Origin of the sequence: Paenibacillus phyllosphaerae (genome assembly GCF_014192105.1) — a bacterium.
In the GTDB taxonomy this organism is placed as follows: Bacteria; Bacillota; Bacilli; order Paenibacillales; family Paenibacillaceae; genus Paenibacillus_Z; species Paenibacillus_Z phyllosphaerae.
Window position 1 is genome coordinate 43,803 of record NZ_JACHXK010000017.1, and the last position, 25,389, is coordinate 69,191.

Genomic DNA, 25,389 nt, shown 5'->3' on the forward strand with positions numbered 1-25,389 from the left:
TTCGGAACCTGTTATGGCGCTGTTAAGCTTAGGGTGTTTCACCGGCAAGAACATGCAGCGATAAGGGAGGGAAGTAGCCGCGACTTTATGTAAGCGTCTTCAGTCAAACCGATCAAACACATTTTAGGAGGGATCCAATTGAAGAAAAAAGCAATCAGCCTCATACACACGGTGCTTATGATGTCACTTGCAGTCACCTTAATGTTTTGCGGAGTGGGCAATACGGGAGTAGCCCATGCTGCCGGCGTTACGATAACGGACAGTGGAGGTTGGAATGAAAGCGCCTATGTGGAATGGGCGCCTGTCAGCAATGCGGAGGGGTACAATGTCTACGTGAAGCCTGCCAGCGCAGCGGATGCCCAGTATCAACAAATCGATAACGAGCTTATTCGTAAGTATCCCTCTCATTGGAGAGCCGATGCTGTAGGGCTTGCGGCGGGGAATTACGTGCTGAAAGTCGAAGCCAAACTGTCTGGCGGTTCAACGGCCAGCGCGGTTACGGGGGAAATAGCCGTAGCGGCCCATGACCGGTCCGGATTCGCTTTTTCGTCGGCTTCGACCTACGGAACCGGTTCAGGTGCCTACAACGATAATGGAACGCTCAAGAGCGGTGCTCAAGTTGTCTATGTCACCTCTGCGACGGCCAAAACAGTTACGCTAGCCGTGAAAATTAGCAGCTCCGGCGGGCTGCAAACCGCTGTGGGCCTTGGCGAAATTTTGAGTTTGAGACAGAAAGGGTATGATACGACTCCGCTTGCCATTCGATTCATCGGCCAAGTGACGGGTGACGATCTGAGCGGGCAGCTGAACAGCAGCGGTTATCTTGAAGTCAAAGGCAAAAGCAATTATGCCGAGATGAATATGACGCTCGAAGGGATCGGGGACGATGCTTACGCTTACGGCTGGGGGATGCTGCTTCGGTATGTGGGCGATGTGGAAGTGCGCAACCTGGGATTCATGCTCTTCCCGGACGACGGCATTTCGCTAGATACCGGCAATGTGAACGTATGGCTGCATAACAACGATCTATTCTATGGGACGGCAGGAGGAGATGCGGACCAGGCCAAAGGCGACGGATCCACGGATATGAAGAAAGGATCGACCTATATTACGATCTCGTATAACCACTACTGGGATTCGGGCAAAGCTTCTCTGGTAGGCTTGAGCGAGTCGGCCCAATTTTTCGTTACCTTCCACCATAACTGGTTCGATCATTCGGATTCGCGTCATCCGCGCATCCGAGTGGCCTCCGTTCACATTTATAATAACTTCTATGACGGTAACTCCAAGTATGGCGTAGGCGTAACCATGGGAGCTTCGGCTTTCGTCGAATCCAATTATTTCAGACACGCCAAGAATCCGATGATGAGTTCTTTGCAAGGGACTGACGCTCTAGGGGAAGGGACGTTCTCGGGTGAAAACGGGGGTATGATTAAAGCGTTCAACAATATCATTGCGGATGCCAACAGTCTGATCTATGCGAACTCCAATGCCGGAACGGCTGCGGCCAATGCGACTTCATTCGATGCCTACCTGGCTGCTTCGAGAACGGAGACCGTTCCTGGTTCGTACAAAGCGTTGGTCGGCGGAACGGCGTATAACAATTTCGATACGAGCGTCGATATGGGCGTGAACGCAGCGGATGTGGATCCGGCCGGTTCGGTGGAAACGATCGTGACGGCAGAAGCCGGACGCCTGAATAACGGGGATTTTCAATGGCAATTCGATGACGCGGTAGATGACGCCTCGTATGCCAACAATGACGCGCTAATGTCCAAAATTAGAAGTTACGCGACCAAACTTGTGTCTGTTGGCGGGAACTCGAATCCGACTGACCCGACTGACCCGACTGATCCTACAGATCCTACAGATCCGACTCCGGACCCTACGCCAGATCCAGGTACCGAACCACAATACGTCCATAACTTCACCTTGAATGGAACGGCAAGCGACTTCTTCAACATTCAGGGCACGCTGTCGACTTCCAAAGGGACCGTATCCTACAACGGCTTAACGCTCACACAATGTTTGAAACTCGAGAGTTCGACCAGCATTGCTTTTACGACGAACGCAGCTTCGACGTTAACCTTGGTGTTCAACTCGCCAGACGGGACCAAAATCAAAATCGATGGCACGAGTTACCCGATGACAGGCGGTGTTGTGCGCGTCTCTCTTGCTGCGGGCATGCATACGATTACGAAAGATAGCGTAACGAATCTGTATTACATGCAGTTAGCCTACTAGATGCAATGCCTCCATAGCAGGATGGGTTAGGCCGCCTTCGCGGGCGGCCTTTCTGCGTGCCGATAGGTTCGTGCATAGCGCCTCCACAGACGATACTTTTATACCGCATCAAGAAGGAGAAATCCCCCAAACAGAGAATATTGTTCCATACTCACTGTGGGGTGGTAGAGGTGCGGAGCACACGCTCGATGAAGGCTGCTGGAACGGTACGGATGAAGAGGGATGCCTGGTGGTACAGGCTGCGTGATCGGTTCGAGCTCTCCTCGCTCCGCAAACGAATCATGGTGCTGCTGACCGTCGGCTTCGCGGGCTGCGCGATCTTGATGGCGGCGGTCTCTTACAATGCGATCTATACGATGCAGCGCGACAAAATCAAGACTTCGATGGCGTTCGATCTCCATCAGCAAACGACGAAGCTCAATCAAATGTACAACAGCTTGCTTCAGGTGACCCAGCAGATGATGCCCGAAGGGACGGTGGGCCATCTGATGGAAACGTACGTCCAGGCGGAGGATACGTACAGCGAGCGGCTGCTCTCGCGCGATATTTCCTACAATATCGGATTGATTACGTTCTCCAACCCGGCGATGGAGCTGGTGATGTATTATAATCCCGACGGTGGACAGGCCGCGTATTCGAATCTGCCGCTGCGCGAAGACTTCACGCTGCAAGCGTTGCCGGATGTTGCGGGTATGGGGGAATTGAAGTACCAGTCTCCGCACAAATCGCTATGCCGGTTCAGCGATGATCAGGTGATCTCGGTGACGAGGGAAGTGACCTTCTCGGACGGCACGCAGCTGGTCATTTATGTGGAAGCGAAGTCGGATCTCACCACAGAAATGAAATCGCTTACAGAAGATTTGAACATGCCATATACGCTGGTCTTCACCGATCTGGTGGGCGTTGTAACGTACAGCAGTTCTTCATCGGCGTATGCGCCGGGGGAGCATCTTCGGTTAAGCGGGCAATCGGGCATGAAGGGCGATTATGTATGGAACCGCATGACCGGCGATTACGGGTACGATGTCACGCTGCTGCTGCCCGTCTCCTACTACAATCACGAACTCTATACGTGGAAGAACCATATGGTGTGGATTCTCGGCTTGGGCCTCCTGATGATGGTGCTGCTCACGCTGGTCTTGCGGCGGCTGATTAACCGGCCGTTCCGGTTGATCGAGAAGGAGATGAGGACGTTCGGCAAAGGATACATGCGCACCAGTCAATATCACACGGGGATCGATGAGTTCGACCGGATCTTCGATCAATTCAATATTATGAAGCGGCAGATCCAGCAGCTGATCGTGGATATGGGGCAGAAGGAAAAGGACCGGCATCAGCTGGAGATCGAGAAGCTGGCCTACCAGATCAACCCGCATTTTCTCATGAATACGCTCAACTCGGTGCGCTGGCTGGCGGTGATGCACAAGCAGGCGGAGATCGAGAAGTTCGTCTCCTCGCTAATTTTCCTGTTGAGCTACAACTTGGGGAAGTCCGGGGAGAGCGCTACGTTCCGGTCAGAAATAGAGGTCATCCGAACCTATCTGGAGCTGCAGCAGATGCGCTATGACTTCGAGGTGAAGCTGGACATCGCGGAAGGGGATTATCTCGATAGTTCCGTGGCGAGGTTCATCTTGCAGCCTATCGTAGAGAATGCGGTCTGCCATGGGCTTGACGATAACGGTAAGCTGGAAATTCACGTAACGCCGGATGACAATGAGCAGGCGGTGCGTATCATGATCCGCGATGACGGCAAAGGGCTGAGCGACGAAACGCTGGCCTTCCTGCAGCGCGACACGCCGGATCAACAACAGACGGGCTGGGGGATTGGGCTTCGGTACGTGAAGTCCATGCTGGAATCATGCTACGGCTACAAAGCCCGTATGGATATACAAAGCAGTCCGAACCAAGGGACGACGGTTACGTTACACCTTCCTTTTCTCCAACCTAGAAAGGAGAGAATGCTATGATTCGCGTATTGATCGTGGACGATGACAAGCTTGCGCGCAAAGGTTTGATCTCGATCATGCCCTGGGCGAAGCACGATATGACGGTCGTTGGAGAAGCGGCCAACGGCGCGAAAGCGCTGGAGTTCATGGAGCAGCATGAGGTAGATCTTATGTTCGTGGATCTCTCGATGCCCGTCATGTCCGGCATGGAGCTGCTGCAAGTCACCCGGCAGCGGTTCCCGCGCCTGCGCTGCGTGATTCTATCGTTTCACGAAGAATTCGAGAATGTGCAGTCGGCTTACCGGATGGGCGTGCTCGATTACATATCCAAGGTGCGGCTGGAATCCGAGGACGATGAGCAGATACTGGCACGTATTCAGCAACAAATGATAGGCGAATCTCAGCCTGCTGCGCCGTCGCATCCGATCGCGAAGTCCCCTGCGGTATCTGCGCCGTCGCATGCATCAGAGGCAGTTAGCTGCACACCGGAGGAAGACTCGTGGTGCGTGCTGGAGCAGGAGTGGCGTACGCACTACTGGCTCTATAATGAATCGATTTTCCAGCGCTTATGCAAACAGACGATAGAAGCGGACGTTCCCTTCCGCCGCCTGGAGGGGCTGTTCATGCGTATGCTGTCCCCGATCGAGACGGTAATCGCGCTGGATGCCGAACTCGGGTCTGCTGTCGAGGACGTCCGGTCGGTCATCGAATGGCTGCGGGACTACAGGAGGCGTATCTACGCACGGGTTGCGGCTTCTACGGATTACGCCAATACGACGATCAGCATCCTAAAGGCGGTACTGTTCATTCGCGAGCAGGTGTCGAATACGCTGCATGCCGAGACGGTCGCGGACCATGTGCACATGAGCCGAAGCTATTTTAGCCAATGCTTCAAGAAGCTGACGGGTTCGACGTTCAACGATTACGTCCGGCAGGAGCGGATCCGGGCGGCCGAGCGGCTGCTCTCCGAGACGAACCAGTCGATTACGTGGGTGGCGCATGCCGTAGGCTATAGCGACTCCAAATATTTTTCCCAGCGATTCTATGAACAGACCTCCCTCTTGCCTTCCGAATTCCGGGCCCAACTCCACAAGGGGGACGATTGATTCCAATCGATCGAACAACTATCCCCCTTAACCCTTGCGAATCTTCACAAAACACGGCACATCCATCGGACTTTTTTTGTCCGCTTCCTAGGTACAATGAGAGGGCAAGGGAATAAGGGGAGGGATTAGATGAGAAGGAATGTGGCAGCGCTGCTTTCGGTCGTATTGCTTGGTGCAAGTTTGTCGGCTTGTACGTCTTCCAATGATTCATCGAATAAGGCAACGAATTCATCGAATGATTTGAAAGCGTCTTCAAACTCCAATTCGAACGCTAACGCGAACAAAGGCACGAATGCGGAGACCCCCGCACTGACGGGAGACGACTTGGCCTTCTCCAAATTCCCCGAACCCGTTGACGTTCACATCGGCATGGTGGTGGACCCGACGGACAAGACGCTGCCGGAAGGCGACAGCGTAAGCAACAACCAGTACACGCGCTACCTGAAGGAAAAGTACAACATTAACGTCATCGTGGATTGGACCGCTGCCACGGGCAACGATTTCAAGCAGAAGGTGAGCCTGACGATCGCATCGGGCAAGCTGCCGGACGGCATGGTGGTCGACGACCGTTCTTTCATGACCAAGGCGGCCAGCTCGGGGCTCTTGTATGACATTACCGATCTGTTCGAGCAGTACCAATCTTCGCAGGTAAGGGACATCATGGCGAGTACCGAAGGCCGTGCCATGGAGAATGCCAGCTATAAAGGCAAGATGGTATCGCTCCCGAACATTACGGTCGATACCGACGGCGTGCATATCATGTGGGTCCGCAAGGATTGGCTCGATAAGCTGCAGCTGCCGGTGCCGAAGACATTAGCGGAAATTGAAACGACGGCGAAAGCCTTCATCGATAATAAGCTTGGCGGGGACAAAACGATCGGGATCGCCGGCCCTTCCAAAAATACGTTCCCATACTCCACGTTCCTCGTATCCTCCAACAATATGGGCGGCTTTGATCCGGTCTTTGGCGCGAAGGACGCGTATCCGGGCTACTGGATCGATAATGGCGACGGATCGGTCACGTACGGAACGACGACGGACGAGACGAAACAAACGCTGGCCTTGCTGGCGGACTGGTACAAGAAAGGGCTGATCGATCCGGAGGTCGGCACGCGCGACAACGTGGGCGATCCGATCAATGCCAATCAGGCGGGCATCTTCTTCGGTCCATGGTGGAACGGCGGCTACGGCAACGGGGACTCCTTCAAGAACGACCCGACGGCGAACTGGCAGGCCTATCCGGTGTATACCGACGATGGGAAGTGGAATTCCCATATGAAGACGACGGGCAGCACGTACACCATTATTAGCAAAAAAGCCAAGCCGGACGTCGTCAAAGCGATCCTCATCATGAACAATGCCCTCGTGCGCGATGAGGCGACCTTCGATCTGTCCGTGAGCGTGGGCTGGTATCCGCTTCGCAACGTCATGGCCGCAGCCAATGAGACGGAATACGAATACGTCGAGCTGCTCAAGGTCCTGAAGGGCGAGACAGATCCGGAGGACTATAACAAGCCGAACAGCCTGTACAAATTGATGTATGCGGACGCCAAGAAGGTCAAGGACGTCATTAAGCCTCCGTATGACGATCTGAATGTCAGCAACTTCAACACGACGAACTTCGGCGACTTCCAGCGCATGTATTCGATCATGATCGGCGACCGTCCATTCACGACGATTCCGATCGATAAGAAAGTCTACAGCGTCACCTACAACCAGACCGAGACGATGGAGACCAAGTGGGCGAACCTGAAGAAGATGGAAGACGAGACCGTGCTGAAGATCATCCTGGGCCAAGCGTCTATCGATTCCTTCGATAAATTCGTGAAGGATTGGAAGTCGCAAGGCGGAGACGAGATCACGGCGGAAGTCGCGGAGCTGCTGAAGAAGTAATCATGCGGACAGCTTGCGGAGGGCGCCGGCGTATGAAGGCGTCCTCTGTAAGCGTTGACAGTCCTGTTGGAGTACGGGAGGTTGGCTTACGATGAAAAAGATGGGCTACCAAAAGCACTATTATTTCATGCTGCTGCCGGGTATGGTCTGGCTGGTCATGTTCAGCATCGTGCCGATGTTCGGCATTGTGATGGCCTTCCAGAATTACAATCCGGGAGCGGGATTGCTCGGGTCCGAGTGGGTCGGGCTAGAGAACTTCAAGTACATGTTCCAGCTGAATGACAGCAAGACGGTCATCGTGAATACCCTCATTATCGCGGTTGGCAAAATCGTCCTTAACCTGCTCGTTCCGCTCATCTTCGCGATCTTGCTTAACGAACTTCGCAGCTTGCGTTATAAGAAGCTGGTGCAGACCGTCGTGTACCTGCCGCACTTTCTGTCCTGGGTTATCATGTCCACGATTGTCATCGGGATCTTCGGCTACTATGGCGTGGTCAACACGGTCTTCGGCATGTTCGGCTACGATCCTCAGCTCTTCATGGCGGATGCGGGCATCTTCCGGCAGCTGATTATCGGCACCGACGTGTGGAAGGAGTTTGGCTTCAACGCGATTATATATTTGGCGGCGCTGACAGGGATTAATCCCAATCTGTATGAGGCGGCCGCGATTGACGGTGCGAACCGCTGGCAGCTGATCCGGCATGTGACGCTTCCCGCGCTGACGACCACCGTAGTTCTGCTAGGCGTCCTAAGCTTGGGCAACGTGCTGAATGCCGGCTTCGATCAAGTGTACAACCTGTACAATCCATTGGTGTATTCGACCGGCGATATTCTGGATACATGGGTGTACCGGCTGGGCTTGCAGAATCTGCAATTCTCGCTGGCGACGGCGGCTGGCCTGTTCAAATCCGTCATTAGTTTCGTGCTGATATTCATATCTTACCGTCTGGCATACCGATATGCCGATTACACGGTATTCTAAAGGGAGGGCGCTGCATTGGTCAGAAATATAACGTTAGGCTCGCGGACGTTTGATATCGTCAATCTCATCGTCATGGGGCTTCTGCTCATCAGCTGCTTATACCCGCTGTGGTATACCTTCTGCGTATCCATCTCCGAGAAATCCGCCGCCAACGCGGGCTTGGTGACGCTGTATCCGATCGGGTTCTCCTTGTCGCCGTATAAGGAAATTATGAGCGACCCTTTATTCTTCAACGCGTTCTGGATCTCGATCCAGCGCACGGTGCTCGGCACATCGTTCTCCCTGCTCATCACCGTCTTAATGGCCTATCCTCTGGCAAGGCCGAATCGGGAGTTCAAGATGCGCAATACGTTCATGTGGATCCTGGTCTTCTGCATGCTGTTCAACGGAGGGCTCATCCCGTGGTATCTCACCATTCAGAACTACCATCTGATCGATTCGATCTGGGCGTTGGTGCTGGGCGGCGGCGTACCGGTATTCGACGTCATCCTGATCATGAACTTCTTCCGCAACTTGCCGAAGGAGCTGAATGAGGCAGCGGTCGTGGACGGCGCGGGCCCTTGGGCGGTGCTGTTCCGGGTGTATATCCCTTGTTCGATCCCCGTGCTTGCGGCCGTGGCGCTGTTCCTGAGCGTGTACCACTGGAACGAGTTCTTCAACGGGCTGGTGCTGATGAATACGGCGGCCAAATATCCGCTCCAGACGTATATCCAGCAGCTGGTCGTCAACATTCCGGTCGGCACCAATCTGACTCCGGAGCAATACAAGAAGCTGTCGGAGCTGTCGAACCGGACGCTGAACTCGGCGAAGGTGTTCATCGCGATGGTGCCGATGCTGATCGTGTATCCCTTCCTGCAAAAATACTTCGTCTCCGGCATTATGCTGGGCGCCGTGAAGGAGTAGGCGGCGCTTGCGAACTTGCAGAAGCACACCGGCTATGCCCGAAGTTTCGCCGCGCTTCCGCCAATTGGCGGAGGCGCGGTTTTTTTGACATTGCTTTCGCGAATATTCGATAATGGGAGTATGACAATCGCAGGGGGAAGAACAGATGAAATCGCTCGTATTGGCGGAAAAGCCCAGCGTCGCGCGGGAACTCGCGCGCGTGCTCGGCTGTACGAATAAGAACAAAAGCTACATTGAAGGCCCGTCCTATGTCGTAACGTGGGCGCTCGGCCATCTCGTCGGCCTCGCCGAGCCGGAGGATTACGATCCGAAGTACAAGACCTGGAATCTCGAGGATCTGCCCATCATGCCGGACCGCATGACGCTCAAGCCGCTGAAGGAGACATCCGGTCAGTTCAAGGCCGTCCTCCAATTATGCAAGCGGCCCGATATCGGCGAGCTGATCATCGCCACGGACGCAGGACGGGAAGGCGAGCTCGTTGCCCGCTGGATTATGGAACTGGCGCATTGGAAGAAGCCGTTCAAGCGGCTCTGGATTTCGTCGCAGACGGATAAGGCGATCAAGGACGGCTTCGCGTCGCTGAAGCCGGGCCGCGAATATGACCGGCTGTACGCTTCTGCCGTATGCCGGGCGGAAGCCGATTGGCTCGTCGGCCTGAACGTCACGCGGGCCTTGACCAGCAAGCACAATGCGCAGCTATCGGCAGGCCGGGTGCAGACGCCGACGCTCGGGATGCTGATGGAACGCGAGCGCGAGATTAGCGGCTTCGTGCCGAAGCCCTTCTGGACGGTGTCCGCGGAGTTCGCCGGCGAAGGCTTCCAGGCCGCATGGCGCAGCGAGGAAGGACAAGACGGAAGACTGTGGACGCAGGCGGAGGCGGAAGCCGTCGTTGCCCGCACGAAGGGCAAGCCGGCGGTCGTCGAACGGCTGCGGACGGCAGAGCGGAGCGAGCCTCATCCGCAGGCGTACGATCTGACCGAGCTGCAGCGCGATGCGAACAAGCGGCTCGGCTTCTCGGCGAAGCAGACGTCGAACGTGCTGCAGCGGCTGTACGAGCAGCATAAACTGGTGACGTATCCGCGGACGGACTCGCGTTATTTGTCATCCGATATGGTTCCGACGTTGAAAGGCCGCATGGAAAGCATTGCGGTCGGGCCTTATGCGGCGTTGGCGCGTAAGCTGCTTCGGGCGCCGCTCGCGGTCACGAAGCGGATCGTCGACGACAGCAAGGTGAGCGATCACCATGCCATTATTCCGACGGAGCAATATGTGAACCTGTCCGCGCTCAGCCCCGAAGAGCGGAAGCTGCATGAATTGATCGTCAGACGGTTCCTGGCGATGTTCAGCCCGCCTTGCCGATATGACGAGACCAGCGTGGTCATCCGGATCGGCGAAGACCGCTTCTATGCCAAAGGCAACGTACTGAAGGAAGCGGGTTGGAAGGAAGCGTACGGCGGCGCGCAGGAGGCTGACTGGTCCGATGGCGAGGACGATGGCAGCGGCGAGGCAGCGGCGGACGGCAGCAGAGGGACGGCACGGGAGGCAGGCGGACAGCTTCTGCCTTCGCTCGCTTCCGGGCAGTCGCTAACGCTGAAGCAGAGCAGGTTCCGGGAAGGGAAGACGCAGCCGCCGGCACGTTATACGGAAGCGGGATTGCTGTCCAAGATGGAGAAATACGGGCTAGGCACCCCGGCCACGCGCGCGGATATTATCGAGAAGCTGTTGGCATCGCAGACGATCGATCGTCAAGGCAATCGGATGGTGCCGACCGGCAAAGGCAAGCAGCTGATCGAGCTGGCCTCGAAGGAGCTTCGCAGTCCGGAGCTGACCGCGGGGTGGGAACGGGAGCTCGAGCGCATTGCCAAAGGGCAAGGCGATGCGAAGAAGTTCATGGCCGGCATCCGCGAGAAGGCCGCGGCGTGGGTCAGTGAGGTGAAGCAGGATGCGACGGAGTATAAGCCGCACAACCTGTCTCATGCGCACTGCCCGGAATGCGGGAAGCGGATGGTGGAGGTCAAGGGCAAACGCGGGAAGTCGTTCGTGTGCCAAGATCGCGAATGCGGTTTCCGCCGCGCGGCCGAGCCCGCGCTGTCGAACAAACGTTGTCCGCAATGCCGCAAGAAGATGGAGATCCATACCGGCAAAGCGGGCAAATACGCGCAGTGCCGCCCTTGTAATGTCATCGAGATGCTGGAGGACAAAGCTGGCGGCGGGCGGGTCAACAAACACCAGCAGAAGCGCATGGTCGAGCAGTACAGCGATAAGGTATCGCTGACCGGCGGGCTGGCGGATGCCCTGAAGGCCGCGCTCGAGGGCAAGAACGATAAGAAGTAACCAGCGAGCCGCACATGGAGTTGTGCGGGACGCATGGCATTTTGCAATGGAATGGGTCAGGGCAGAGGTCCTGCCGAACTTGAAAGCCAGCCGAGAGGGCTGGCTTTTGTGTTGTGCGTCATGTTCGGAAGATCATTTTATTAATAATCTGTCGTTGCCTGAGTCATGATATAATGAAGTATTCCGATCGATTAGGAATCAGAGAGGAAATCATAGATGGACGCATTCGAAGACTGGAATCTAAAGGTGAAAAAGACGTTTAACGCAACGAGCAACGAAGTTGTATTAACCGTTATGGAGGCAGGCAAGTTACTTGGTCTCTCCAAAGACCAAATGAAAGTATTCGTGGACAAAAATAATTTGACCAAAGTTCCTATCATGAGAAATGTTCATCGATACCTGCTGCTTAAGAGTGAGATCGACCAAATTGTAGCCGAACGGATCGTTTAGTCCAGAAGGGATTCACATCCCTCCACCATGTAAATCCACAACCGCATGAGGTTGTGGATTTTTGCAATTTCCCAAGCCGTAATTATTTTATAAGTTTATTCAGCTCGTCGGCTTTCTTCTTGCTGTCTGCCTTGGCATAGAAGTAGAAGGCCACCGTATGAAGGATAACAGTCAATAGAAGCATACCCGGCCACCAAGGGCTGACGCGCTCGAACATCTCCTTGGAGAACAGCCACACGCACGCAAGTCCGCCGGCGCTGTTCAAGACGGAGGCAATGATAATATTCCAGAGCGGCCTTAGCGTGAAGTGATTCCAGAGCGCGTTGTACATCACCCCGTACAGCGCGGCGAAAATAACGGCAATGCCGGCTACATTCCACAGATATAAGATATCGATCGGCTGATCCTTGTAAAACCACGTCAACAGCAAGGTTACCCACAAGGACGTAATCGTAAAGACTTGAAAGAAAGACTGCTTAAAGTGCTGAATCATGATAATCTCTCCTTAAATGTTTTCATATAGTGACGACTTACAAAGTAGCTGGATTGGTCATGCAGCACGACTTCGACCCTTGCCTGATCGGTCGAGGAGAACGCCGTAATGTAACTCATATTAATGATCGTTTGGTTGTTGATTTTCATAAACGCGGCCGAGCCCAAGTCTTCCTCCACAACCTTCAATCGTTTGCCGAGCAAATACATTTCGCCCGTGATCAGCCGTACGCTGCACATCCGGTCCTCGGACTGGATAACGGCGATCGTGCTCAGCGGTACTTCCACCTTCCGGTCATTCCTCGCATCGATAACGACGATCTTCCTCTCCGCGCTATGTATCGCATGCGTAAGCTGGCCCCAGAGCTCTTTTTCAGCCGGATGGGTCGTCACTTTCGCGACCTGCAAGGCCATCCCGGAATCCGCTTCGAATATGATTTTCAATGTTGTTCCTCCTTTCATTTCCATCATATAGCCAAACCTGGGCGAAAACTACGAATGTGCGTTTTCCTGCATGTTTTTGCAGGTTTGTTGCAATGGCTCCGTCGGCAACGGAACCTGGCCGGCTAACGAAAAGGCATATTCCGCGTATGCGTGCGAATAGGATGAGTTGCTGACGAGAGAACAGGAGGAGATAGGCAGATGTCTACGCATGCGATATTGGAATGGACGTTGGTATCGGAGTGTCCGATTCCGCACGATGTGAATGCGTTGTTGGTGGCAGGGGAAGTGGCGGTGGCCGCGTACAAGACGTTCCGGGATTCGGCCGTGTTTACGAATAAGCGGCTGATCGTGCGGGATGCGCAGGGACTGACGGGGAAGAAGGTGGAGCTCTATTCGCTGCCGTATTCCTCGATCAACATGTGGTCGACGGAGAATGCCGGCGGGTTTCTCGATTTCAATGCGGAGGTCGAGCTGTGGACGCGGGCGGGACATATTAAGGTGCGGCTGCAAAAAGGCGTCGATGTCCGCAAGTTCGATATGCTGATCGCCAATGCGCTGCTGCGCGACTAATACGGCGGGGAACCGCGAATAAGCAGCGCCATAGCACGCTGCCAACGCTCTCATCTATGTAAGCCAGCCTGAGGAGGCTGGCTTTTATATTGCGGGGTGATGCATGCGACATCTATCTATGAGGCTGAGCATTCGTCGCAATCAGCGTGTTACGACGCCAACGCTTCCTTCGTGATCTGCTCGATATCGATCGGAGAACGTGACCCTTCACGGACCATATCCGGCAGGATATGCTGGAGGAAGTAGTCCACGCAATGGAGCTGGATGCCTTTGATCTTGATCAGCGCATTGCGGTACATGACGATGAACTCTTTCTCGATATTGCCGCGCTGCAGCTCGGCGAACGCTTCATAGATCTGGTCGAGTTTGTCCGCGACCTCGAGGATCTGCCCTTCCACGGAGTCGTCCTTCCCTTCGCGCAGCTGCCTGCGGAAGATCGGCTGCAATTCGGCGGGAATATGCTCGTCGATGAAATGGGCGACCATGCCTTCCTCGACTTGCTGCAGCATGGCCCGGAGCTCGAGCGAGTAGTGCTTCACCGGCGTTTTGATATCCCCGATGAAAATCTCGCCGTAATCGTGACTGCTCGTAATCTCATAAAGCTTCTTCCAATCCACGGTGACGCCTTTGCTTTCTTCGATGTCGGCCAGCGTCTTGGCATATTGGACGACCTTCCAGGAATGCGCGGCTACGCTGTGCTCTTGAAACTTGAATCGGCCGGGGCAGCGGATAATCCGCTCCAAATCGGTGAGGGACAGAAAATAAGCGTGAATTCCCATCGTGTACACATTCCTTTCCGTTAGGATTGAAGAGCCTGCTGATAGATTCAGTATATACGCGAATTGTTAGTGGATCGTTAACGCGGGCAGGCGGATGTTGGCCGGGATGTAAATTGGGGCGGAAGCCGATCGTTCCATGCATAAGGACCAAGCGAAGCCGCTGCGCCAAATGAAAAAAGCTGCCCCCGATTGTTAACGGAGACAGCTGTATGGCAAGTTACTTGGCGTTCTCGTCCGGCTGATGAATGCCGATCACATTGCCTTCGGTGTCGATGTAGTAGCCCTGCCACGCCATGCCGGGCAGCGCGTATTTGGGCAGCGCCACGATGCCGCCTTGCTCGAGAATCTTCGCTTCCGTCGCATCGTAGTCCGCCACGCCCATCGTACAGGCGAAGCCGTTCATCGGCTGACCGGGCGCCGGCGGCGGCCCTTGGCGTTTCACGAGAGCGCCGTTGATGCCCATCTCTTGGTCATCGCCCGTTACTGCGCCGTAATAAGGCATGCCCGCATATTCGGTCCAGTCCTGAAACGTCCAGCCGAATACTTCGCCGTAAAATTTCTGCGCCCGTTCCATGTTATCCACGTGAATCTCAAAATGCACGACTCGGCCCATAGGTGGAACCTCCCCAAGTGATCGGATGATTGCTATTGTTCTATTAGACTTTCATGCGGCTTCTCCTTCTTTAGTATTGTAAATTTTTACCGAGATATACGTGCGCAATCTATTGTAATCCTTTTCATTCGCGGCGCTTGCTGGTGTATAATAGCCTTACTTGATTTTCCAAGAGGAAGCCGATAGATAACAGCTGTACGCATCGGCGAAGAGAGGAACGGGAGGAAACATCGTGGAGAGCAGCAAACAGATCGGCGTGCCATTAGAAGGGTTCGCAGCATTCAGTCGTAAAGCAGCGGCCGAGGGCGCGGTATTGTTGAAGAATGAGGGACAAGTGCTGCCTTTTCGCACCGGCGAGAAGGTCGCGATTTTCGGCAGGACGCAATTCAACTACTATCGCAGCGGCACAGGATCGGGCGGCAGCGTGCATGTCGCCTACACGACGAATCTGATCGACGGCCTTCGGAGCAAGCAGGGGGTCACGGTCAATGAGGAGCTTGCGTCGGTCTATGAGGCGTGGCTGGAGCCAAATCCGTTCGATAACGGCGGCGGGGGCTGGGCGGCCGAGCCTTGGCATCAGAAGGAAATGCCGGTAAGCGACGAGCTGGCCGCCGCGGCTAGAAGCAAGTCCGACAAGGCGATCGTGGTCATCGGCCGCACCGCCGGAGAAGATCAGGATAACGCGAACGCCGAGGGCAGCTACCGACTAACAGCCGACGAAAAAGCGCTCCTGAAGCAGGTAACCGCCCGCTTCGAGCACACCGTAGTCGTGCTTAACGTCGCGAACATTATCGACATGAGCTGGCTGAACGAGGAAGGCTGCGCGGTGCCGTGCGTCATCTATGCGTGGCAGGGCGGCATGGAAGGCGGCAACGCCATTGCCGATGTATTGGCCGGCGAAGTGACGCCAAGCGGGAAGTTGACCGATACCATCGCCTATTCCATCGAGGATTATCCGTCCACCGCGAACTACGGCAGCGACAGCAAGAACCTCTACCAAGAGGACATCTATGTCGGGTATCGCTACTTCGAGACGTTCAGCCCGGAGAAGGTGCAATTCGAATTCGGCTATGGATTATCGTATACCGAATTCAAGTTGGAGCCGTCCGAAGCGAAGGTAATCAGCGAGGGAGAGCAGCCGTTCCTTGTAATCGATGTCAAAGTGACCAATACGGGCAGCGTATTCGCCGGCCAAGAGGTCGCGCAGCTGTATGTGGAAGCGCCGCAAGGCAAGCTCGGGAAGCCGGCCAAAGCGCTCGCGGCATTCGCGAAGACCGATCTGCTCCAGCCTGGCGAATCCCAAGTGCTGACGCTTCGTTGCGCCGTGCAATCGCTGGCATCTTATGATGATGGCGGCGCGACCGGTTATCCGTCTGCTTATGTGCTGGAAGCGGGGACCTATCGTCTGTATGCGGGCAATAGCGTCCGGCAGCTTGAGCCCGTTGCGGTAGCTGGGCAGGAAGGATATGTGGTCGAGGAGCTTCAAGTCGTGCAGCAGCTGCAGGAAGCGATGGCGCCGATAGAGGCGTTCACGCGCATGAAGCCGGGCGCCCGCAAGCCGGACGGTTCGTATGAATTAACATACGCGGAGGCGCCTCGGCGAACGGTGGATTTGGCGGCCCGGATCGAGGAGAATCTACCTGCAACGTTGACTCCGACAGGGGATCTCGGCTACAAGCTGAAGGATGTCCAAGAAGGGAAAGTCAGCATGGAGACCTTCATCGCGCAATTGAGCGACGAAGATCTCGCCACGATCGTCAGAGGCGAGGGGATGAGCAGTCCGCTCGTGACGCCGGGGACGGCATCGGCTTTCGGGGGCTTAAGCGAGCGGTTGCTCGATTTCGGCATTCCGACCGGCTGTACGGCGGATGGCCCGTCCGGCATTCGGATGGACAGCGGGCATAAGGCGACGCAGGTTCCGATCGGCACGCTGCTGGCGGCGACTTGGAATGCGGCGTTAATCGAAGAGCTGTATGTGATGGAAGGGCGGGAGTTGGTTCGCAATCAGGTGGATACGCTGCTCGGACCCGGCATGAATATCCGGCGCAGCCCGCTGAACGGGCGTAACTTCGAATATTTCTCGGAGGATCCGCTCGTGACGGGGATATTCGCGGCAGCTTGCGTTCGCGGCATTATGAAAGGCGGCTCGAATGCGACGCTGAAGCATTTCGCGTGCAACAATCAGGAGAAGCACCGCAATCAGGTGGATGCGGTCGTGTCCGAACGCGCGCTAAGGGAGATCTATCTGAAGGGCTTCGAGCTTGCGGTGCGCGAAGGCGGCGCCAATTGCATCATGACGGCCTATAACCCGATCAACGGGCATTGGTCAGCCTCCAATTACGATCTGAACACGACGATTCTGCGTAAGGAATGGGGTTTCCAGGGCATCGTCATGACGGACTGGTGGGCAAGAATGAACGATCCTGTAGAGGGCGGCGTATCGGACGTGCGCAACACGAGCGCAATGGTTCGCGCGCAGAACGATCTGTATATGGTCGTCCCGAACTACGGCGCGGAAGTGAACGTCATGGACGACAATACGAACCGGTCGCTGGAAGACGGTTCCTTAACCCGCGGGGAACTGCAGCAATGCGCGAAGAACATTTGCCAATTCCTCATGCAGGCGCCGGTATTCTTCAGAGGAGCGGACGACGAAGACAGCGTGCCTGCATTCGCGGGGGACAAGGCGCTCGCGCCTGAGGGTGCGCAAGCCATCGCGGAAGAGGGACGAGTGAAGCTGGGTGCTGATGACCTTACCGCCTACCTGAACGTGGAGCAAGGCGGCCGATTCCGGATCGTGGCCAAAGTCATGTCTGCCGACAGCCTGTGGGCGCAGAGCGCTTGCAATGCAGCTCTGAACGGGCAGCTGGTGACGACCATCCAGACGAACGGCACCGAGGGCAAATGGGTCCATCAGCGGCTGCTCACAATCGAGCTGGAAGCGGGTCTGTATGAGCTGAAGCTTGAGCATGTGAAGCCGGGCATGCAGATCGAATGGATCGAATTTAAGCGCGTCTAAATCCAGAAGGCTCTTCGAGCGTCTATTGCGGTTAACAAAGCTGCGGATCACCGCGCATGATTGAAGAACCCGACCGGTTGAAGGTCGGGTTTTTGCGCTGCGCGAATGATAGGAACAGGGTATGCTAGCAAAAGCAATCCGGGGAAGAATTGTCTTGCTTGGGGTCAGGGCTAGTCGCAGGAGTCGTTGTCTCGAATGCGTGCAACATATGGGTGGCGTGACTAAGAACCGCCCCCGCCCGCGTAGAGGCAGCAACCAGGACGGCCTCCATCGCTGCGGCAGGCGATCCTCCGAGCGACTGATACTTTTTGACATGCACATCGATACAGTACGGACAACCGACGACATGAGCGACGGCGACGGCGATCAGTTCTTTCGTGAGCGGATCGACGGACCCGGCAGAGTCATAGACATCCCTCTCGAAAGCCAAAAAAGATGAAGCTGCTTGCGGGGCGAGCGCGATCAGCTCCGGTATGCGCCTCAAATTGGCGCGGTCGTAATAATGATCCATAGGGATCCTCCTTTGCTCTGTACGTTCGACCTTATTGTACGAATAAGAGCAAAGGACTTCCGTGACAAAGTCACTGTGGCTGGCAGATCTCTTGTAAATAACCGGGGTTCACGATGGTGATCGTCCCTCTCGATAACGACAGGGCGCCTTCCCTAGCCATTTTCTTGAGCGTGCGGGACACGACCTCTCGGGCTGTCCCCAGATCGATGGCGAGCTGTTCATGGGTGATTCGGATCGCATTGGAATCGCCCGAAGCGGCCGCATGAAGCAAGTAAGCGGCAATGCGGACAGGCATAGGCTGGAAGGATACGCTTTCGAGCAGCTGGGTGACCTTCAGCATACGGTCGGTGAACTGCTGGTAGATGAAGCGGCGCAGGGAGACGTGCGCTGCCATCCAGTTGGTGAATACGGGTACGGGCAGCAGCAGAACGTTAACCTCTTGCTCAATGGCGACGGAAGCCTCATAAGGCACGTCGCCTAGAATGCTGGCCATCATCAGGACGCAGCATTGCCCTCTGCCAACCCGGTACAAGGTAATCTCCCGGCCTTCCGCCGTTGTTCGATAAATTCGGATCCGGCCCTCGACAACAAAAAGGGCATGCTGGAACCGATGGCCTTCACGAATCGGGTGGAGCGTTGAGGGGGGAAGCGAAAGCATCTCGGCCTGCGCCCAATCTTCCGGCGGAATCGCTAAGAAGCAAGGATACGCCTCCAGCACGTCTTCTCTTCTACCTTTCTCCAACTTCAGCGCCCCCTATTACGGTTATGTCGTAGAAGTTACTTCGAGATCGGGGAAGCGTCTCCCTTCTATGGGGGTCTTCTGTCTGACGCCTTTGTAGCAAGTAGACCGAAAACGAAATTCGTCCCTGCCACTTCCTTGCGGGAAGCGACAGGGACGAAAAGTTAATGACGAGATTCTCTTATAAGTAGGTCCGGCCTACAGCTTCCACACGCGGTACAGAATGACCGCGGCTTCCGCGCGCGTGAGCGTGTCGCTCGGCGCAAGCTTGCCGTTCTTGCCGGTGACGATGCCGGCTTGCACGAGCGCTGCGGCGCTCGCTTTGGCGTAACCGGAGACGCTCGCCGCATCGGCGAATGCGTCCAACGATCCGCCAGGTGCGACTTGCTTGCCCGCCGCGGCGAGCGCGCGGGTCGTCAGCACCATCATATCCTGGCGGGTGACGCCGCTTCCCGGCTGGAACGCGGTGTCTCCCGTGCCGGTAGCGATTCCGAGTTCTTGGGCGATGGCCAGTTCCTCGTAATAATACGCGGATTGCGGCACATCGCTGAACGTCGCCTCGCCGTTGCCTGTGCCTTTAAGCTCCAGCGCGCGGACGAGCAGCGCGATGAAGTCGGCACGCGTGATCGAAGCGTTCGGCGAGAAGCCGTCCGCCGATGTGCCTTTGATCACGGCACGCGCGGCCATGGATTCGATCGCTTGTTGCGCCCACGGCACGGTCTGCAGATCACCGAATGCGGTTGTCGCGGAAGCGACCGCATACGTGCTGAAGTGGGTCGTCTGGAAGACGACGGTTCCGGTCGCAGCATCATAGCGCCCGTTCGGAATCGCGGTCACGGTGCCGTCGCCGGCGATGTACCAGACGACGATCGCATCCGGATTACGCAATTCCTCGGCTGTCGGCGTATACGGCACGGAGACGGTCACCGGTGCGTCCGGGTTGTTCCAGGCGAGCGCCTTATCGCCGGCCAATAGGTGCAGTTCCAAGACAGGGCGATCGCCAATTTGCTCGCGAACGGCGGCATCCAGACCGTCGGTTGAAGCTGCGGCGATCCGGATCGACACTTGCTCAACTTCGTCCGTCATGTTAGACAGCATATTGCTCGGAACCGCAACCGTTCCGTGTTCGGTATGGATCGTCAGCTCGTAGGTTGTTTGGCCGTTCAGGCTCGAAGCGGGCAACTGCAGCTCGTAGGCAGTGGCGTCCGCTTGCTTCGGTACGTCAATGGCAACCTGTTTCTTGCCGCCGGCAGAAGGACCTGCTTGCTCCAACGCTTTGTTAAGCGTATCGGCAGATACGTTCCCGGTAACGCGACCCGCGTTGTCTTTCTTCACCGGAGGCTCGATGGTCACCGATCCGTTCGTCCCGGGACTTACATTGGGTTCTTCGTTCGGATTCACGCTTGGCGTCGGATAGAGGCCGGAGCTTGGGCTGCTCGGCTTCGCGGCTGTCGTCGCATGCGCGCTTGCCGGCGCGCTGTGATTGTCCGCGGTGTCGGCAACAACCTGGTAATAGTACGTCGTGGAAGGCTGGACGGCATTGTCGACATACTGCGATGCGCTAAGCCCGGTCGCAAGTTCCGAATATTCTCCGTCTTCCGTCAGCGAACGGTACACCGCATAGGAGGCCGACGGCTGAACATCATCCCATTGCAAGTGAATGACTTTATGGTTCTGCGCGGACGCCGTCAGATTCGCGACAGGGGCCAGCAAGGTGCGCGCGGAGACGGTCGTGCTGGCCTCCGATACCAATTCACCGCTGACGGCTTTCACCTGATAGTAGTAAGCCGTTCCCGGCTGCAGTCCCGTATCCGTCCACTCCGAAGCGTTCAGGTCGGCAACGACCTCGGTAAACGGACCTTCGGAAGCCGTGGCGCGATGGACGCTATAGGTGACCGATTCGTGCGACGAGTCGGTCCAACTCAGCCTTGCGGACGTGTCGTTGACGGTTGCTGCGGTCAAGCCTGTAGGCGCGGCAGGGGCGGATGGAGGCTCCGTCTCTTTTCCAGTCAACGTCAGTACGCCATAGACGGATGTGTCCATGTAGCCGCTGCCGGTCGTGTCGTTCCATGCGGCCACGCTTTGGCGCGCGCCGTCCTTCGCGTCATTGATCTGGACGTCGAAGCCGAGCTTCGCGTCGTTCGCCGGCGTTAAGGCGCTCAGCGGGATTGCCGCTTCGACGGTATAGTTCGTGCCGCTTACCTTCGTAGCCGAGGCGAACCCTTCCGCGATGCGGGCCGGGTTAAAGGACGTCTCGTTGTCGAAGTTGACGCGGTATTGGCCGTCGTCGTCTTGGTAGAACGACGTTTTCGCATTGTTTTGATCCACGAAAATCTCGACCGAATCCTGCTCCCACGCGTTCGCGTTGCTCTTATCTAGCTGCGCGTCGCTCACCTGGATGAGCACGTACAGGTTGTCGTTGTCCCAGAGTGTCCGGGCCGTGCCTGTCGCGCCTTGCCAAGCCAGCTGGTACCGGTTCACCGCAATCTCCGGCGCGCTGCTCCAAGCGGCGTCAATCGTGCCGTCTACAACTGGCGTTCCGAATTTGGCGGTCGATTGGTTGGCCGTGGACGTAGCGGGCGGGTGCTCCTCGATAAATTTGTCCGGGTCGATGACGCCATAGTAAGCTGGCTTCGCTTGCAGATCCCGGTCGAACAGCAGCGGGTTGTTCGCCGAGCGCCAGCTTGTCGCATCGTTCAGCCCCCAGAAGGTGACGCGTTCGATATGGTCCGCATGCGCTTGGTACAGCTTCATCAGCTGCGCGTACAGATAGCCTTGCGCTACGGCTTGCTTGTCGGTCAGCTCGCCGTTGCTGCCGGCTTGAATGTCCAGCTCAGTCACGCTGACTTCCACGCCCAAGTCGATGAATTTCTCCAAGGACAGCTTCACGTTGTCCGGGTTCGTGTTGACGTTGTAGTGCGCCTGCATGCCGATTCCGTCGACGAGCAGCTTGCCTGGATGCGCTTCGGCATAGCGGTCGTTCAATTCTTCGACCATGCTGGCAATGGCTTGCGCCTTGTTCTGATTGTCTTCGTTGTAGTCGTTGTAATACAGCTTAATCTCCCAGTCCGGATGGGCATCGAGCACTTCGCGTGCCGCAAGGAACGCTTGCTCGACATAATCCGGCCCGATCGCGTTGTACCACGCCGCTTTGCGCAGCGCGCCTTGCCAATCGGTCGGGTTCGGCGGATTATCGATCATCGCTTCGTTGACGACATCCCACGAGATGACTTTGTCGCCGTAATGTTCCATGACGGTCTTGATGTGCGTTCTCAAGTTGGCGAGCGCTTCTTCGCGGCTGAGCGGCGTCGTGCCGTTCTCGCCGGTCGCCGTATTCATCCACGCCGGCGTCTGCTGATGCCACACGAGCACGTGGCCATGGACCTGCAGGCCTTCATCGAGCGCTTTGTCGACGATCGTATCCGCCGCGGAGAAGGTGAAGTTGCCTTTCGTCGGCTGCATGCCGTCCGGCTTCATGGCGTTCTCGGCCGTGACGACGTTATGGTGCATGTTCAGCAGTTCCAGCCGCACGCCCTCGAGATCGGCCGCGGATACCGCATTGCCGATGAGGAAGTCGTCCGCGTAGGCATTCTTGATCGGCGTCAAATCCTTCTCGATCTCGACCGGACCCGCGCCCGTTCGCTCGAAGCTGACGTCGTCGATGTAGAAGGAGGCCGTGCTGTTGTTGGAGCTCTCCACATAGATGGTCAGGTACTCGTCGCCGACATTCGTATACCGGTAGGTGCCTTCATACTGGACCCAGCCGTCGTCGGTATTGATAGTCTTGGCGATCAAGTTGTTGTAGCTCGGGCTCGTGCTGCCGACTTGCGTGGACAGCTGCAGCTGCGAGCTGGCTGGGGAGATCAGCTTCACCCAGGCCGAGATCTTGTACTCGTAGCCTTTGTCCACGTATTTCTCCACGCGCAGCGCCGGGCCGTGCCACGTATTGGTACGGTTCTCGACCTTCAGCGCATACACGCCGCCGTCGGTATGGTTCGCCTCATTCGAGACCGTCAACGTCTCCGTGCCTGCCCGGCCCACGAATCCGCCTGTGGCCTGATCCTCGAACGTAATGGTGTTGAAAGGCAGCGCCGGATCGCGAGGCGTTTCTTCCTCTTCGTCTCCGCCGCCGGAAGCGACTTTCTCCGTAATGCGGACATCGCCGATGTAGAACGGGACCGCCGCGCCGTCTGCGCTCGATTGAATGCGCAGCGCCGTATCCTTGCTCGTATCGACCGTGAACTCTTTTGTCAGCGTAAAAGCCGAACCCGCCGCGAAATCCGCGCCGGCCAAGAAACTGTAGCTGTTCACCGTCTGCAGATAGGCTTGGGAACCGGCAGGCACGGACGCATCCGCGTCCACATAACCGGTAACCGTCACCGTGTATGTAGTGCCGTTCTCAAGGCCAACGTCGGCGAACTTGAAGTCTACGGCATCCCAGTTGTTCGTCCGGTTGCTGACGTACAGCGCCGCGCCGTCGTCATTGCCGTCGAATGCTTTACCCGTTACCGGCGTCAGCGCGGCGCTGCCTGAACGGACCGCTTTGCCTTGGCCGTCCGCGAACGTCTCGTGATATACGACCGTTGCGTCTTGCGACGGTTCCGACGGTACTGCAGGAGCGGGTCCGCCCACCATGGCCGCGAATTGGCTCAGCGTCGTGCCGCGCTGCATATAGTGGCGTCCCATCGCATAGCTGCCCTGATTCGGATAGCCGACTTTGAAGGCATACTTGAGGCCATTCGCTGCTGCGGCCGCTTCTGCATTCGCGTTGTAAGCGCCGTAAGGGTAAGCCAGCAGGACGGGATCTTCACCCGTAATCCCCTTCAAATAATCGTTAGCAGCCGTAATCTCCGTTGTCGCTTGCTCTTCGGTAATCGCGGCAGTCCATATCTCCCCGGCCGCATTGTCATTCGCGCCGTTATGCGTCTTCGAATGGTTCTGCAAGCTGACGCTAGGCTCGGAGGCAAGGGTCTGCAATTGCGCGGTCGTCATGCTGTATCCGCCGTCGATCCAATCGCTGACGACGAACTGCACCGATTGCATGCCGTACTGCTTCAGCACCGGCAGGGCCGTCGTCACGAAATCCGGCGTCGCGTCATCGAAGGTCAGCAGAATCGGCTTATCCGGCGCCGCTTCGTCCCCCTCGAGAATATCGACGTACTGCTGCGCGGACAATGTGTCATAACCATTGTCGCTTAAGTATTTCATCTGCTGCTTGAAATTGGCTTCGCTGGTATGCGTCCAATCATCGGTAGCATTGGCGACAACGCGGTGGTACAGCATGACCGGGATATCGGGCGCTGCGGCTGCCGCAGCCGGAGCGAGCCAGCCGGACGGAACAAGCAGCGCCGCCGTGAGCAAGCCCGCAACCGTTTTTCTAAGCGTACGACTCATGTATAGCATTCCTCCCCTTGGATAAATAATGAAAAAGTCCCTATAGTTAAGCGCTTACAACTCAATTGCGGAACAATCCTCCTTTCACGAGCATGATTATAACGTGAAATGACGGCGCGGTTTACCGGGCGAAGTATAGAATGTACTTTGCTTTTTAAACATTGCGTATAACCAGCCTCCAGCGAGGCCCTATACTTGATTGAATCACCAGGCGATTCGAGCATGCTGAGGTCATGCCGGGCGCCATTCGGCGGTTGCTGTTGCCTTACCGGAGATGGCATACAAGCGCGGAAGTATGTTGAAATCTGTAGTCTGGAGGCGGATTTTGCAGACCGGATGGGCAGCTGCTTTTCTTTTGTAGGCATCCGACAGGATTCGGTATTTTCCTCCAGCCGCAAGTGCTATAATCGGGTCAACTTCAATCTGCATGGATCTGATGGGAGGCGCCATAGGTATGGGGGAAAGTAAGTTTTTCACACAGTTTCGCGAATTGCGTAACCAGACGATTGCTTGGGCAGACACCACACCTCGGGATATCATCGACATCGTGCCAGAGGGCATGAACAACAGCATCAGATGGAATTTGGGCCATATCCTCGTGGCTTGGGACAACGGCATTTTCCCGAAGATCAGCGAGCACAGACGGGTACCGCAATCCTACTACGACCTGTTCCGCAAAGGGACAAGCCCGTATACCTGGACCGAGGAGCCGCCTTCCTACATCGAGATAGTGAGCAGATTGCAAGCGCAAACGGAAGAGATCATCCTCGCCTCCGACGGCAAGCTGAACGACCCGATCGCCGAATCGTTCCTGCGGGTCAAATTTGTACGGGGCATGTTCTTGTTCCACCTGCGGGAGGAGCAGCATCACCTCGACTGCATGAAGCGGATCCGCAAGGCTGCGCTGAAGGCGACGTCGGCTTGACGAACATCCCTGACGTGGAGACGATCGACGACATACGGTATGCC

General features: G+C 56.3%; 18 protein-coding genes. 11 read left to right on the top strand and 7 right to left on the bottom strand.

Annotation, left to right across the window (positions count from 1 at the left end; all coding sequences use genetic code 11):
* The first annotated feature begins 138 nt into the window (after positions 1-138).
* The 8 genes from FHS18_RS25880 to FHS18_RS25915 all read left to right on the top strand — a co-directional run bounded on the left by FHS18_RS25880 (position 139) and on the right by FHS18_RS25915 (position 11,859).
* Positions 139-2,244: a pectate lyase family protein gene (locus FHS18_RS25880; protein ID WP_246427912.1), complete on the top strand. Its 2,106-nt coding sequence runs from the start codon at positions 139-141 to the stop codon at positions 2,242-2,244.
* A gap of 188 nt (positions 2,245-2,432) precedes the next feature.
* A complete protein-coding gene (locus FHS18_RS25885; protein ID WP_183603287.1) occupies positions 2,433-4,211 on the top strand; it encodes a sensor histidine kinase in 1,779 nt (592 codons plus the stop codon).
* On the top strand, positions 4,208-5,296 hold the full coding sequence (locus FHS18_RS25890; protein WP_183603288.1) for a response regulator: 1,089 nt from the start codon (positions 4,208-4,210) through the stop codon (positions 5,294-5,296). Before FHS18_RS25885 ends, FHS18_RS25890 begins: the two co-directional genes overlap by 4 nt.
* Before the next feature lie 129 nt (positions 5,297-5,425).
* Complete coding sequence (locus tag FHS18_RS25895) at positions 5,426-7,189, top strand: extracellular solute-binding protein (protein ID WP_183603289.1); 1,764 nt, start codon at positions 5,426-5,428, stop codon at positions 7,187-7,189.
* A 91-nt stretch (positions 7,190-7,280) separates the two neighbouring features.
* Positions 7,281-8,171 (top strand): ABC transporter permease, encoded by an 891-nt coding sequence (locus tag FHS18_RS25900; protein ID WP_183603290.1) that lies wholly within the window; start codon positions 7,281-7,283, stop codon positions 8,169-8,171.
* 15 nt (positions 8,172-8,186) lie between these two features.
* Positions 8,187-9,074 carry a carbohydrate ABC transporter permease gene (locus FHS18_RS25905; protein ID WP_183603291.1) on the top strand — a complete coding sequence of 296 codons (888 nt, stop codon included), beginning with the start codon at positions 8,187-8,189 and terminating at the stop codon, positions 9,072-9,074.
* Positions 9,075-9,219: 145 nt separating this feature from the next.
* On the top strand, positions 9,220-11,409 hold the full coding sequence (locus tag FHS18_RS25910; protein ID WP_183603292.1) for a DNA topoisomerase III: 2,190 nt from the start codon (positions 9,220-9,222) through the stop codon (positions 11,407-11,409).
* A 216-nt stretch (positions 11,410-11,625) separates the two neighbouring features.
* Positions 11,626-11,859, top strand: a complete 234-nt coding sequence (locus FHS18_RS25915; protein WP_183603293.1) for a DNA-binding protein — start codon at positions 11,626-11,628, stop codon at positions 11,857-11,859.
* A gap of 82 nt (positions 11,860-11,941) precedes the next feature.
* On the opposite strand, the gene FHS18_RS25920 is transcribed toward FHS18_RS25915, so the two are convergent.
* Positions 11,942-12,352: a hypothetical protein gene (locus FHS18_RS25920; RefSeq protein WP_183603294.1), complete on the bottom strand. Its 411-nt coding sequence runs from the start codon at positions 12,350-12,352 to the stop codon at positions 11,942-11,944.
* Positions 12,349-12,795, bottom strand: a complete 447-nt coding sequence (locus tag FHS18_RS25925) for a LytTR family DNA-binding domain-containing protein (RefSeq protein ID WP_183603295.1) — start codon at positions 12,793-12,795, stop codon at positions 12,349-12,351. The genes FHS18_RS25920 and FHS18_RS25925 overlap by 4 nt, the downstream gene beginning before the upstream one ends.
* Positions 12,796-12,993: 198 nt before the next feature.
* On the opposite strand from FHS18_RS25925, the gene FHS18_RS25930 reads away from it, so the two are divergent.
* A complete protein-coding gene (locus tag FHS18_RS25930; RefSeq protein WP_183603296.1) occupies positions 12,994-13,365 on the top strand; it encodes a PH domain-containing protein in 372 nt (123 codons plus the stop codon).
* Between the two features lie 149 nt (positions 13,366-13,514).
* Here the strand turns inward: FHS18_RS25930 and FHS18_RS25935 are convergent, their stop codons facing one another.
* Together FHS18_RS25935 and FHS18_RS25940 are read right to left on the bottom strand one after the other, a co-directional pair.
* On the bottom strand, positions 13,515-14,144 hold the full coding sequence (locus FHS18_RS25935; RefSeq protein ID WP_183603297.1) for an HD domain-containing protein: 630 nt from the start codon (positions 14,142-14,144) through the stop codon (positions 13,515-13,517).
* Positions 14,145-14,361: 217 nt separating this feature from the next.
* Entirely contained in the window at positions 14,362-14,757 is a 396-nt protein-coding gene (locus FHS18_RS25940; protein ID WP_183603298.1) for a VOC family protein, read from the bottom strand.
* Between the two features lie 232 nt (positions 14,758-14,989).
* On the opposite strand from FHS18_RS25940, the gene FHS18_RS25945 reads away from it, so the two are divergent.
* Positions 14,990-17,776, top strand: a complete 2,787-nt coding sequence (locus tag FHS18_RS25945) for a glycoside hydrolase family 3 C-terminal domain-containing protein (protein WP_183603299.1) — start codon at positions 14,990-14,992, stop codon at positions 17,774-17,776.
* Between the two features lie 124 nt (positions 17,777-17,900).
* Here the strand turns inward: FHS18_RS25945 and FHS18_RS25950 are convergent, their stop codons facing one another.
* The 3 genes from FHS18_RS25950 to FHS18_RS25965 form a co-directional block, all read right to left on the bottom strand.
* On the bottom strand, positions 17,901-18,287 hold the full coding sequence (locus tag FHS18_RS25950) for a carboxymuconolactone decarboxylase family protein (RefSeq protein ID WP_183603300.1): 387 nt from the start codon (positions 18,285-18,287) through the stop codon (positions 17,901-17,903).
* Between the two features lie 70 nt (positions 18,288-18,357).
* On the bottom strand, positions 18,358-19,029 hold the full coding sequence (locus FHS18_RS25955; protein ID WP_183603301.1) for a Crp/Fnr family transcriptional regulator: 672 nt from the start codon (positions 19,027-19,029) through the stop codon (positions 18,358-18,360).
* Positions 19,030-19,224: 195 nt separating this feature from the next.
* Positions 19,225-24,420, bottom strand: coding sequence for an endo-1,4-beta-xylanase (locus tag FHS18_RS25965; protein WP_246427913.1), 5,196 nt, complete (start codon positions 24,418-24,420; stop codon positions 19,225-19,227).
* Positions 24,421-24,874: 454 nt separating this feature from the next.
* On the opposite strand from FHS18_RS25965, the gene FHS18_RS25970 reads away from it, so the two are divergent.
* Complete coding sequence (locus FHS18_RS25970) at positions 24,875-25,345, top strand: DinB family protein (RefSeq protein ID WP_183603302.1); 471 nt, start codon at positions 24,875-24,877, stop codon at positions 25,343-25,345.
* The last annotated feature ends 44 nt before the right edge of the window (positions 25,346-25,389 follow it).